The organism is Janthinobacterium rivuli, assembly GCF_009208735.1.
Classification (GTDB): Bacteria; Pseudomonadota; Gammaproteobacteria; order Burkholderiales; family Burkholderiaceae_D; genus Janthinobacterium.
The window spans coordinates 81,250-93,981 of sequence record NZ_WFLJ01000009.1 but is presented as its reverse complement, the minus strand read 5'-3'; the positions used below and the strand labels follow the sequence as shown (position 1 = coordinate 93,981).

9 protein-coding genes are annotated in these 12,732 nt (G+C 64.6%); 3 read left to right on the top strand and 6 right to left on the bottom strand.

Features of this window, described 5'->3' with window-relative positions:
* The first annotated feature begins 166 nt into the window (after positions 1-166).
* Complete coding sequence (locus GCN78_RS13590) at positions 167-403, top strand: hypothetical protein (protein ID WP_152252199.1); 237 nt, start codon at positions 167-169, stop codon at positions 401-403.
* A 123-nt stretch (positions 404-526) separates the two neighbouring features.
* Positions 527-1,039: a hypothetical protein gene (locus tag GCN78_RS13585; protein ID WP_152252198.1), complete on the top strand. Its 513-nt coding sequence runs from the start codon at positions 527-529 to the stop codon at positions 1,037-1,039.
* Positions 1,040-1,159: 120 nt separating this feature from the next.
* Here GCN78_RS13585 and GCN78_RS13580 read toward each other — a convergent pair whose 3' ends face one another.
* The 5 genes from GCN78_RS13580 to GCN78_RS13560 all read right to left on the bottom strand — a co-directional run bounded on the left by GCN78_RS13580 (position 1,160) and on the right by GCN78_RS13560 (position 8,853).
* Positions 1,160-4,330: an efflux RND transporter permease subunit gene (locus GCN78_RS13580; RefSeq protein ID WP_152252197.1), complete on the bottom strand. Its 3,171-nt coding sequence runs from the start codon at positions 4,328-4,330 to the stop codon at positions 1,160-1,162.
* Between the two features lie 25 nt (positions 4,331-4,355).
* Positions 4,356-5,561, bottom strand: coding sequence for an efflux RND transporter periplasmic adaptor subunit (locus GCN78_RS13575; RefSeq protein ID WP_152252196.1), 1,206 nt, complete (start codon positions 5,559-5,561; stop codon positions 4,356-4,358).
* Between the two features lie 12 nt (positions 5,562-5,573).
* Positions 5,574-6,806 (bottom strand): TolC family protein, encoded by a 1,233-nt coding sequence (locus tag GCN78_RS13570; protein ID WP_152252195.1) that lies wholly within the window; start codon positions 6,804-6,806, stop codon positions 5,574-5,576.
* 107 nt (positions 6,807-6,913) lie between these two features.
* Positions 6,914-7,276 (bottom strand): cation efflux protein, CzcI family, encoded by a 363-nt coding sequence (czcI, locus tag GCN78_RS13565; RefSeq protein WP_152252194.1) that lies wholly within the window; start codon positions 7,274-7,276, stop codon positions 6,914-6,916.
* A gap of 29 nt (positions 7,277-7,305) precedes the next feature.
* On the bottom strand, positions 7,306-8,853 hold the full coding sequence (locus GCN78_RS13560; RefSeq protein WP_152252193.1) for a C13 family peptidase: 1,548 nt from the start codon (positions 8,851-8,853) through the stop codon (positions 7,306-7,308).
* A 185-nt stretch (positions 8,854-9,038) separates the two neighbouring features.
* Here GCN78_RS13560 and GCN78_RS13555 point away from each other — a divergent pair, with 185 nt between their 5' ends.
* Positions 9,039-10,982, top strand: a complete 1,944-nt coding sequence (locus GCN78_RS13555) for a GAF domain-containing sensor histidine kinase (RefSeq protein WP_152252192.1) — start codon at positions 9,039-9,041, stop codon at positions 10,980-10,982.
* Between the two features lie 133 nt (positions 10,983-11,115).
* On the opposite strand, the gene GCN78_RS13550 is transcribed toward GCN78_RS13555, so the two are convergent.
* Positions 11,116-12,621, bottom strand: coding sequence for a DUF3369 domain-containing protein (locus tag GCN78_RS13550; protein WP_152252191.1), 1,506 nt, complete (start codon positions 12,619-12,621; stop codon positions 11,116-11,118).
* Between the last annotated feature and the right edge of the window lie 111 nt (positions 12,622-12,732).

Below are 12,732 nucleotides of genomic sequence, written 5' to 3'. Positions count from 1 at the left end.
TAGGGGCGCGCCCGGCTCGCCGCCAGCGGCGTGCGACAGACCGTCATTTTCACGGTATGGAAGGCGCTGGGGGCCAGAAAAACGCTGATCTGGAACAAGATTTCTTTTCTTGTAATGTGCGCAAGCCGTCCTATACTGAATACCTCAGTCTCGCAAGGAGGGCAACATGCTTTTGTTTGCAGATACCGGGGATCAATCGCTATCCCCCCCTGACCATCGCATCACGCGCCAGCGTAGCGCCACGCAGTCCTGCGCCGAGCCCGTCGGTGCGCCATCGGCGATACCGCCGATCATCATCACCCCGTTCAATTACCATGCGCCGCTGCCGGCCATCGACCCGCGCTGGTTACCGCCCGGTCCACCGCTGACCTGGCCCAACCGGCCTGCCATGTCCATGTGCTGACGGCTGCCGGGGCGCAGGTGCCGGACGGCAGTGCTGGACGTGCCGCCATGCCACCGGCAAGGCGGCACGGGCGGCTGATTTCGTCTATCATGCTAGCCCCGACCTTCCATCACGAGCACCGCCATGAGTACCGATTTCCCCGACTTTTCCGACGAAGCAGCCGAGCAGGACAATGACGCCCCGATCCAGGAGCCGCGCCTGTGGGTAGGCAATGGCTGGACGGCGCGGGTGATCAAGAACGAGGAAGATGAAGGCTGGGCCGTGGCCATGATCAAGGATGGCGAACCGGAGCCGGCCCTGGTGGGCCCGTGGACCATGGGCCGCGACAAGAAAAACCCGAAGCCGCTCGACGTCAACGCCTTCAATACGCTGGTCAAGACGGCCTCGGAAGTGCTGCGCCGCCACGAGCAGCAGCTGCATGCGCAATTGCACAAGAACCTGTTCGTCGCCACCGATGAGGGGCAAATCAAGGTGATGTTCGACATCGTGCCCGACGAAGACCACCCGTACGCGGAACTGAGCGCCTACGACGCCGACGGCGAACAGATCGCCAAGGTGCGCACCTCGGCCGCCTTCAAGTTCAACGCCACGTCGGCCGCGAACTGGATCGAAGGCGGCTACCGCCGTCCAGGCTAGCAAAATCTACTGCGCGGCACGCTTTGCGGCCTCCGATGCTCGCTGTACGTGAGTACAGCTGCGCTTCTCAGCCACAAATCGGAGCCGCTCGCTACGATTTTGCTACGCCTGGCTTCATGACTACACCGCCGCGCCTGCGGGCGCGGTGTGCATTTCCACCTCTTCTTCCTTGCGGTACGCCAGCCGGTACAGCAGCGGCAGCACCAGCAGGGTCAGGGCCGTCGACGACAGGATGCCGCCGATCACCACGGTGGCCAGCGGGCGCTGCACTTCGGCGCCCGTGCCCGTGGCGATCGCCATCGGCACGAAACCCAAGGACGCCACCAGCGCCGTCATCAAGACGGGCCGCAGGCGCGTGAGCGCCCCTGTACGTATCGCCTCCCGCAAGGGCATGCCCTGTTCGCGCAGCTGGCGGATATAGGCGATCATCACCAGGCCGTTCAGCACGGCCACGCCGGACAGGGCGATGAAGCCGACCGCCGCCGAGATCGACATGGGAATGTCGCGCAGCCACAGGGCGACGATGCCGCCCGTCAAGGCAAACGGGATGCCGCTGAACACGAGCAAGCCATCCTTCACGTTGCCGAACATGGCGAATAGCAATACAAACACGAGGGCCAGCGCCACCGGCACCACCAGCTCCAGGCGTTTCGTGGCCGACTGCAGTTGCTCGAACTGGCCGCCCCAGCTGGTCCAGTAGCCGGCCGGAATGGCCACCTGCGCCTGCAACTGCCGCGTGGCGTCGGCCACGAACGAGCCGATGTCGCGGCCGCGCACATTGGCGCTGATGACGATGCGGCGCTTGCCGTCTTCGCGGCTGATCTGGTTCGGCCCCGGCGCCACGTGCAGGCTGGCCACCTCGCCGAGCGGGATGAAGCGCGCGCGGCCTTCCGCCGCCGCGCCCAGGGGCAGGGCGATGGGCAGGCGTTTGAGTTGCTCCAGGTCGCTGCGCAGGCTGTCGGGCAGGCGCACGACGATGTCGAAGCGGCGGTCGCCCTGGAACAGGGTGCCGGCCTCTTGCCCGCCGATGGCCGTGGCGATCGCCGCCTGCACGTCGGCAATGTTGAGGCCGTAGCGCGCCGTCTGCTCGCGGTCGATCTGCACCGTCAGCATGGGCAGGCCCGTGGTCTGCTCGACCTTCACTTCCGTGGCGCCCGGAATCTTGCCCAGCACGCCGGCGATCTTCGCCGCCGTGCCGTCGAGGACAAGCATGTCGTCGCCGAACAATTTCACGGCCACATCGCTGCGCACGCCGGAAATCAGTTCGTTGAAGCGCAGCTGGATCGGTTGCGAAAACTCGTAGTTATTGCCCGGCAAGCTGGTGGCCGTCGCTTCGATTTCCGCCAGCAATTGCTCGCGCGACTTTTTCGGTTCCGGCCATTCCTTGCGGGGTTTCAGCATGATGTAGCCGTCGGAAATATTCGGCGGCATCGGGTCCGACGCGATCTCGGCGGTTCCCGTGCGGGCGAACACGCGGGCGATTTCCTTGTGGTTTGCCATCAGCTTGTTTTCCAGCTGCTGTTGCATGGCCAGCGATTGCGTGAGGCTGGTGCCGGGGATGCGCAGGGCCTGGATGGCGATGTCGCCCTCGTTCAGGCTGGGCACGAATTCGCTGCCCATGCGCGTGGCCAGCAAGCCCGACAGCACTACGGCCACGGCCGCGCCCGTCAACACGACGGGCGTGTTGCGCATCACCTTGTCCAGCAGCGGCGCATACCAGCGCTTGGCGGCGCGCATGATGGCGTTTTCCTTCTCCGCCACCTTGTCGCCGATGAACAGTGCCACGGCGGCGGGGATGAAGGTGATCGACAGCAGCATGGCACCGAGCAGGGCGATGACGACCGTCAGGGCCATCGGCGTAAACATGCGGCCTTCCACGCCCGTCAGCGCGAAGATGGGCAGGTACACGACCATGATGATCAGCTGGCCATACAGCAAAGGACGGCGCGCTTCTTGCGATGCCGCAAACACTTCGTGAAAACGTTCTTGCAAGGTCAACGGGCGTCCCAGTTTTTGCTGCGCATGGGCAAGGCGGCGCACGCAGTTTTCCACGATCACCACGGCGCCATCGATGATGATGCCGAAGTCCAGCGCGCCCAAACTCATCAGGTTGGCGCTCACATGGTATTGCACCATGCCCGTAAACGTGAACAGCATGGCCAGCGGTATCACCATGGCCGTGATGACGGCCGCACGGATATTGCCGAGGAAGAGGAACAAAATCGCGATCACCAGCACCGCCCCTTCGAGCAGGTTTTTCTTCACCGTATTGATGGCCTTGTCGACCAGCACCGTGCGGTCATACACGGTGACGGCGTGCACGCCTTTCGGCAGGCTGCGGTTGATCTCCACCATTTTTTTATCGACGGCTTGCGACACGGCGCGGCTGTTCTGGCCGATCAGCATGAACACCGTGCCGAGTACTACTTCGCGGCCGTTTTCCGTCGCCGCGCCCGTACGCAGCTCGCGCCCCAGCACCACGTCGGCCACGTCGCGGATGCGAATCGCCACACCTTGCACGTTGGCGACGACGATGTTGCCGATGTCGCTTTTCGAGGCCACCTGGCCCGGCGCGCGGATCAGCAGCTGCTCGCCCTGTTTTTCGATGTAGCCGGCGCCCACGTTGCTGTTGTTGCGCTCGAGCGCCGTCACCACGTCTTGCAGGCTGATACCGTAGGCGGCCAGTTTTTCCGGATACGGCGCCACCTGGTATTGCTTGGCATAGCCGCCGATGGCATTGATCTCCGTCACGCCCGTGACGTTGCGCAACTGCGGCTTGATGATCCAGTCCTGGATCTCGCGCAAGTCCGTCGGCGTGTACGGCGTGCCGTCCGGCTTTTTCGCGCCGTCCTGCGTTTCCACCGTCCACAGGTAGATCTCGCCGAGGCCCGTGGAAACGGGCCCCATCTTGGGCGTGATGCCGGCCGGCAAGCTTTCCTTCGCTTCCTGCAAGCGCTCGTTGATCATCTGGCGCGCAAAATAGATGTCCGTGCCATCCTTGAAGATCACCGTCACTTGCGACAGGCCGTAGCGCGACAGCGAGCGCGTCTGTTCCAGGTTCGGCAAGCCGGCCATGGCCGTCTCGATGGGGAAGGTGACCCTTTGCTCGGTTTCCAGCGGCGAATAGCCGGCGGACTGGGTATTGATTTGCACCTGCACATTGGTGATGTCGGGCACGGCGTCGATGGGCAGCTTCTGGTAATTGTAGATGCCCAGGCCGGCGATAAAGGCCACGGCCAGCATCACCAGCCAGCGCTGGTCGATGGCGAAGCGGATCAAGCGTTCAAACATGATGGTTTCCTTAGCTTTGACGTGATCAATGTTCGTGGCCGGCGGAGTCCTTGCCCAGCTCGGACTTCAGGACAAAACTGCCTTGCGCCGCGTACGGCGTGCCGGCGGCCAGGCCCTGCTTGATATGCGTCAAGCTGCCATCGCTGCGGCCCGGCACCACGGGCGTGGCCTGGTAGCCATCTTTCACCTGCACGAAGACGACGGGCTTGTCTTCCACCGTCTGGATGGCCGTGCTGTGTACCGTGACGGGCGCGTCCGCTTCGCCGGACACCACTTCCACCGTGACGAACAGGCCCGGGCGCCAGGCCATGTCGGGATTCTGCAAGCTGATGCGCGCCTTGGCCGTGCGCGTCTGTTCGCCCAGCAGCGCGCCCACGTAGGTGATCGTGCCTTGCGCGCTGGCGTCGAACGCGGACGCTTTCACTTCCGCCTTGCCTCCCATGCGCACGGTGGCCAGGTCTTTCGTCGGCACGGCGATTTCCGCCCACACGGTCGACAGGTCGGAAATGACGAAGATGTTCGCGTCTTCCTTGACGGCTTCGCCCAGGGTGATGTGTTTTTCCAGCACCATGCCGTCGAACGGCGCGCGGATGTCGTAGCGGTTCAGCGGGCCCTTGCTGGTGGCGTTGGCGCCCAGCGCGCTGAGCTTTTGCTGCGCGTTCTGCACGGCGATTTCCGCCTCGCGCCACGCTTGCTGCGCCTGCAGATAATCCTGCTCGGCCGAAATTTTCTCGCGCCACAGTTTTTCCTCGCGCTCATACGTGGAGCGGGCCAGTGACAGCCGCCGCTGCGCCGACAGCAGGGCGCTGCGCTGTTCCGACAATTCCGTGCTGGCGATGACGGCCAGCACTTGTCCCTTCTTGACCAGCTGGCCCAGGTCGGCGTGCACGGCTTCCACCACGCCGGCCAGACGCGGCACGACGTGGGCCGTGCGGTCTTCATTGAAACGGATCTCGCCGGGCAGGGCCACCGTCGTCTTGATGCGGCCGGGCGCGGCCGTGGCGATGACGACGCCAGCGGTCTTGCTTTGCGCCGCCGTCAGTTCCAGCCGGCCTTCCACTTCCTCGTGACCATGTTCGTCTTTCTTTTCAGCATGTGCTTCCACCTTGGCGGCGGCGGGCGGCGGGGTCCTGGAATTGCCCGTGCCGAGGATGAGAACGGCCAGCACGATGCCGGCGGCCGCGATGGCCGCGATGGCGAGCGTTTGTTTCTTGTTGAGTGTGATGTTCATGTCGGGTCTTCCTTACAGGGGAGCTGGTGTGCCCAGCAGGCGCTCGATGTCGGCGGCGGCGTGCTGCGCTTCCGTCAGCGCGTGCAGGTATTGGTTTTTGGCTTGCAGCAAGGTGCGCTGCGCGTCGAGCACGTCGAGAAAGGCGAACTTGCCGAACTCGAAGCCCTTGCTGGCCGCGTCGTAGGCGCTCTGCGCGCCAGGCAAGATGTCCTGGCGCAAGCTTTCCACGTCGAGCCGGGCCGTGGCCAGGCGTTCGCTGGCGGCGGCAACCTTCGTCTGCACATCGATGCGGGCGGCGGCCAGCTCGTCGCTGGCCTTGTCGCTGCGGCGCAGGGCGTCGAGCTTGTTACCCGCATTGCGGTCGAACAGCGGGAGCGGCAAGGCCAGGCCGATGATGGCCTGGTTGCGGCCCAGCTCTTCCGAGCGCTTCATGCCGACGCTGATCGTGACGTCGGGCGTGGCGCGCCGCTGTTCCACGTCCAGCATGGCTTGCCGCTGCGCCAGCGCGCTGTGCGCCTGGCGCACGGCCGGGGCTTGCTCCAGGCGCGCCGCCAGTTCGCTGGCCGGGGGCAGCTCCGGCAAGGTTTCCAGGCGTCCCTCGGCGAGGGTGAAGCGGGGTGAGGCGTTGCCCCACAGGGCGGCCAGGCGCTTGCGCGCGCTGGCCAAGGTGCTGCGTGCCAGGTTCAGTTCCAGCCGCACGCTCGCCTCGGCCACCCTGGCGCGGGTTTCCTCGACCGGGGACGCCTTGCCGGCCGTCACCCGGCGCGCCGTAATGTCGCTGGCGCGCGCCGCCAGGGCTTGCGCGCTGTCGGCCAGGCGCAAGCCTTCCTGCGCCGCCAGCACGTCGACAAAGGCGGACCTCACGGCGGCGCGGGTTTCCGCCTGCTGCAGGGACAGGCCCGCTTGCGCCAGGTCTTCGCCGCGCTGGGCGACGGCGGCGCGCGCTCCCCGCTTGCCGCCCAGCTCAATGAGCTGGTTGAGTTGCACGGTGGTGCTGCGCGTGGCGCGCCGCGTGTCTTCCAGCACGGTTTGCAGTTCCGGATTGGGCAGGGCGCGCGCCTGTTGCAGGGCGCCGCCTTGCGCCGCCAGTTCATGGCGGGCGGCCGACAGGGTGGCGTTGCCGCCTTCGGCGAGCAGCAGCGCGGCGGGCAGGGTCAGCGGCGCGGCGGCTTCCACGCTAGATTGCGCGTGGGCAAAGTTGCCGGCCAGCAGGCCAGCGGATAGTAACAAGATGAATCGGTGCATCGAATTCTCCAAAAAACATGGAAAAGAATTCGACGGGACGCGCAGGCTGGCGCCCGAGCTATGTCAGGGCGCGCGTTGCGACAAGTGGAATGGGACGTCCCGTCGGCCTAGGCGGCCGACGACCAGTCGGGGCGCTTGGGAGCGTCCGGGATGTGGGAAGCGTAAAAGAAGGGGGCGGTGTCCGCGTTCACGGACGCCATGTCGCCGACGGGCAGGCTGGAGCCGGCCGGCAGCCATGCATGGCCGATGCCATGGCAGACGTTGCAGTCGCTGTGCGGCTGGCCTTTGGATTGCTTGTCAGCCTTGTCGGCGACCGGTTTTTTGTCCGCATCGGCCTTGTGCTGGTGGCTGTGGTGGCCCAGGTGCTGCGCCGCCTTGCCTTCCTCGTGCAGGCAATACGCGCTCGCCGCTGCCCAGGACATCTGGAGCGGAAGCACGAACAGCAGCAAAATGAGGAAGAATTTACGCATGGTCACGGCTATTGTACAGAAAGAAGCGCTTAACGTGGCTGGGCGCGCCACGCCTTCAGTTGCGCGGCGATGGCCTTGCCCTGGAACAGCTGCGGCTCGGAATGCTCTTCCGCTTCCATGCCGCCTTCGCGGAAATCGGCCGCCTCGCGCGCCTGCACCAGCACCTTGGCCTGCTCGAACGCTTCGGCAAAGCCCGCGCTCTTCGGCAGCGCTTCCTTGAAATATGCCTCGCTGAAGTAGGTGAAATCGTTCTGGTCGTCGCAGCCGAACGAGGTGCGGTCGCCGCGCGCGGCCGTGATGATGAGAGTATGGTCATCTTTCAGCGGCGCAATAAAACCGCCCGCATAGCAGGCCGAGATCACGATGACTTTCCAGCGGATGCCGCTGTGCTTGAGCATGGTGGCCAGTTCCTGCGCGGGCAGGCTGTGCAGGTCCATGCCGTTTTGCGCCAGCGCCAGTTCATGCTCGGGCGAGCCGTGGCTGGTGAGGAACAAAAACAGGATGTCGTTCTGCTTGTCCATCTTCGTGCCCAGCGCGTCGAGGCTGGCGGCGATGCTGGTGCGCGTGGCCATCGGCTGCTGCGCCACCGTGTTGCGGCTGTTGACGAGCATCAGGGAGCGGCCCACGGTGCCGTAATCGCGGTCGAACTGGCGCTGCACGAAGGCCGTTTCGCGGTGAAACACTTCCTGCGCGCCATCGCCGGCCACGCCCAGCAAATACAGATTGATCTTTTTCGCCGCATCGCGCGGCGCGATGCGGGCCAGGGCGCCGTCGAGCAAGGTGCGCTGGTGGTACAGGGCCAGCTCGATATTGTCGCGCGTGAGCTTATCCAAGGCCGGGTCGTCCAGCTGGCCTTCCGTCCAGTTGCCGCTGTCTTCGCGCCGCCCGTCCGCCTGCGCCACGGCATAGCGCAGCACGCCCTGGCCGTCGAACTGGCCATTCTTGAAGCCGCCCCGGTATTCGTCACCGTCGGCCGTGCGCAGCACACCCTGGCCCTCGAATTTCCAGTCTTTCAGCTCGCCTTCGTAGTGGATGCCGTCGCTGGTGGTCACGGTGGCCTTGCCCTGCACCTGGCCCTGGACGAAGTCGCCTTCGAAGACGGTGCCGTCCGTGTCGGTCAGCTTGCCGGCGCCGTGCGGGCGCCAGTGCTTGAACTGGCCTTCGAAGGTGGCGCCGTCGGCACCCTGGAAGCGGCCTTGTCCCTCGAAGCTGCCCTTGACGAAGCTGCCCGCATAGATTTCGCCCTTGGGCGAGGTGTAGCGGCCGACGCCGTCGAAGGCGCCCTGGCGGAAGGCGCCCGTGTATTCGACGCCGGACGCCTGGCGCAGCTTGCCCTGGCCGGAAAACACGCCGCGCGCGAAGCCCCCCTCGTAGAACGCGCCGCTCGCATATTCGAGCCGGCCCTGGCCGTGCATCTTGCCCGCGACGAGGGGGCCGAAATAGCGTCCGCCATCGGCCGTTTCCGCCGCCGGCGCCTTGGCCGGCGCGGCGCACAGGGGCGGCATGCCCAGCGCGGCGAAGGCCAGCAGGCCGGCGAGGGTGTAGGGACGAAGCGAGGCGCGTAGCGTGGCGGTCATGAGGACGGTCTGATCTGTAGGAAGGGGCCTAGTCTGCCACTGTATCGCCAAGGTGGCAAATGCGTGCGTGGCGTGTGTTGCTATGCCTTAAGGCAAGATTGTCCGTTTTATGCCGTGCCAAGGCCGGGCTGAACTGATAATATTGATTTTCAGAAAATATACTTGCACAAGGTACATAGCCATCCATGGAAAGCCGCCTCAGCCGCCTTGAAGCCGTTCAAACCGTGTTGCTGGAAATCGGGCAGCGCTCGAGCACCTGCAGCGATATCAGTGAATTCCTGCAGGCGGTGCATGCGGCACTGGGACGCATCATGTATGCGGCGAACTTTTATGTGGCGCTCAGCGACCATGACGACGGCCTCGTGCGCTTTCCCTATTTTGTCGACGAATTCGACGCCGCGCCCGATCCGGACGAAGGCGTGCGCCTGGCCAGTGCCGCGCAGTCGCCCACGGCCTGGGTGATCGTCAACCGCAAGCAGCTGGTGATGACGGCCGACGACGAGGCCATGCGCGCCATCGGCGGCGGCGCATGGGGCGGCGGCACGGCGGCCGAGCACTGGATCGGCTGCCCGCTGCTGGACCAGCAGCATCAGGTGCTGGGCGCCATCGTCATCCAGAGCTACGACGCGCAGCACCGCTTCAGCCTGGAAGACCAGGCCCTGTTCGCGCTGATCGCCACGCACGTGTCGAGCGCACTGCAAGGCATGCAAAGCATGGACCGGCTGGAAAAGGCGGTGCAGGAGCGCACGGCCCTGCTGGCGCACGAGGTGGCCGAGCGGCGCCGCGCGGAAAACCTGCAGCACGCGCTGTATGAAATCGCCAACCTGTCGGCGCAGGCGGCCGACGCGACGACCTTGTACGCGCGCCTGCACGCCATCATCAGCGAGCTGGTGACGGCAAAGAATTTCCTCATCGCCCTGTATCACCCGGACAACAAGGACATCACGATCCCGTATTTCGTCGACGAGAAGGATGCGCAGGCGCCCGTGAAACGCTTTCATTACGGCATAGGCATGAGTTCTTACGTGCTGGCGCGGCGCCAGGCTTGCCTGCTCGATGCGGGCAGCTACGCGGCGCTGGTGGCCAGCGGCGAGATGGAAGAGCCGCTGGGCAATACCAGCATCGCCAGCTGGATGGGCGCGCCCATGCTGCTGGGCGAGCGCAAATATGGCGTGATCATCGTGCAAAGCTATGACAGCTCCGTCGTATATGGCCAGGCGGAACTGGATGTGCTGGCCTTCATGGCCAGCCACGTGGCCGTGGCGATGGCCCGCATCCAGGCCGACAGCGCCATGCGCCAGGCCAAGGAGGCGCTGGAAGAGCAGAACGCGGCCCTGAACAGCGCCCTGAACGCCTTGCAGGAAGCGCAGTCGGAACTGGTGCGCCAGGAAAAGCTGGCTTCCCTGGGGCGCCTGGTGGCGGGCGTGGCGCATGAAATCAATACGCCGCTGGGCATTTGCGTGACGGCCACCAGCCACCTGGTGCAGGAATTGAAACTCACGCGCGAAGACCTGGACGGCGGCCAGCTCGATGAAGACGGCTTGCGGCAATTCTTCGACATCATCGACCAGACCCTGCGCATCATGACGACGAATACCCAGCGCGCCGCGGCGCTGGTGCGCAGCTTCAAGCAGGTGGCCGTGGACCAGTCCTCGGACGAATTGCGCAGCTTTAACTTGCGCAAATACCTCGATGAAATCCTGCTGTCCTTGCAGCCCAAGCTCAAGGGCAAGCCGGTCAGGGTGGACATCGATTGCGCGCCCGAGGTGCAGCTGCGCAGCTATCCTGGCGCCGTCTCGCAGATCGTCACGAACATGGTGGTCAATTCACTGGTGCACGGTTTTGTCGAAGGCGAGCCGGGCAAGATCAAGCTGTCCGCCCGGACGGCCGGCGAGATGCTGGAACTTGACTACAGCGATGACGGCATGGGCATGGACAGCGCCACCCTGGGCCAGCTGTTCGACCCGTTTTTCACCACCAAGCGCGGTTCCGGCGGCAGCGGCCTCGGTGCGCACATCCTGTATAACCTGGTGACGGGGCCGCTTGGCGGCACGGTGAAGGTGGTCAGTGCGCCGGGGATGGGGTTGCATTACAAGATACGCTTCCCATTGGAGCCTAAGAGCACCTGAGAAAACGTCCATGGCTGCGTTGCTTGGTCTTGCCGTGCTATTCGCACTGTCTGCGACCGCGCGCCTTGCCCTGAACGTTTTTCAGGCGCTCTTGCGGCGCGGGCTCGCAGAATGAAAACGACGGCCGTGAATATCAGTCAGGGAAACGCTGATTCAACGCCAGCGCCTCATCCAGATTCGCAATCAGCAATTCCACATAGCGCGGATCGAGGTGGCTGCCGCTCACTTCGCGCAGGTAGCTGACCACGCGTTCGAGCGGCCAGGCGTCCTTGTAGCAGCGCTTGTGCATGAGGGCGTCGAAGACGTCGGCGACGGCGGCGATGCGCGCGTATTTGTGGATGTTTTCGCCGACCAGGCCTTGCGGGTAGCCGCTGCCGTCGTATTTTTCATGGTGCTGGTGGGCGATCACGGCGGCCGCCTTCAGCAGCGGGCGCTGCGAGCCGTCGAGGATGGACATGCCCACCGTCGGATGCTGCTTCATGATTTCCCATTCGGCCGCATCGAGCTTGCCCGGTTTGAGCAGCACGGCGTCGGGCGTGGAAATCTTGCCGATGTCGTGCATGGGCGCCGCGTGGCGCAGCACCATGGTTTCTTCTTCCGACATGCCGGACGCCTGCGCCAGCAGCTGGCACACTTCGGCCATGCGGCGCACATGGTTTCCACCTTCGTGCGAGCGCGATTCGACCACATCGCCCAGGCGCAGGATCAGCTCGGCCTGGGTATCGGTGATTTCCTGCGTCAGCAGGATGTTGTCGAAGGCGATCGCCACGCCGGAGCAGAAGACTTCCAGCAATTGCGCGTCGAGGTCGGAAATCTCTTCCACGCCCTTGAGTACCAGCAAGGACGCCTTGCCGCTGCTGTTCGGGAAATAGCCGACATAGGTGTCGCCGTGCAGGCGCGAGATCTTGTTGCTCTTGGCATGGTCCAGCTGCGACAGCAGGGAAGGGCTGAGGATGCCGTCGTCCGTGTCGCCGATTTGCGCGAGGATTTCATAGTCCTGCTCGCCCGTGATGGCGCTGGCGCCGCGCAGGCGCAGCAGCATGCTCGTTTCCAGGCGCAGCAGGGCGACGACTTGCTGCAGCAGGCCGCTGGCGAAGTCGCGCAGGTTGCGCTGCTTGAAAATGTGCGCCGAGGCGGCGATGACGCGCTCGAGTCCCTCGCGGTAGTGCAGCTGGGCCTGGCGCGCCTCTTCCACCTTCATGATGTCGCGGTAGGCGCGCAAGGCGGCAAAGGTGGTGGTAAACAGCTTGGTGCGGTCGAGTTCCGTCTTTTCCTTGTAGTCGTTGATGTCGTAGTTGACGATCACCCGCTCTTCCGGCGCCTGTCCCGGCTGGCCCGTGCGCAGCACGATGCGCGTAAACTGGTTGCCCAGGTCTTCGCGCATCCAGCGCGCCACTTCCAGGCCGCTGTCTTCACGTTCCATCACCACGTCGAGAAACACCAGCGCGATGCCGGCCTCGCGCGCCAGCACCTGCTTGGCCTCGGCGCCGCTGTAGGCATGCACGAAACTCAGGGCGCGGCCTTCCAGGCGGAAACGGCTCAATGTCAGCTCGGTGATGTCATGGATGTCGGGTTCATCGTCGACGAGCAAGACTTTCCAGGGGGGTAACTTGGGTGAGGCTGAAGACAAAAATGACATAAGGGCGAGTTCCGCTAAAAGGCATAACTGACGCAATGCTGAGACGCCCGCGCCAGGCTTGCCTGTGCGCCACTACTGGCGTTGCGCGTTTTTCGGGCGCATTTTGTCGAT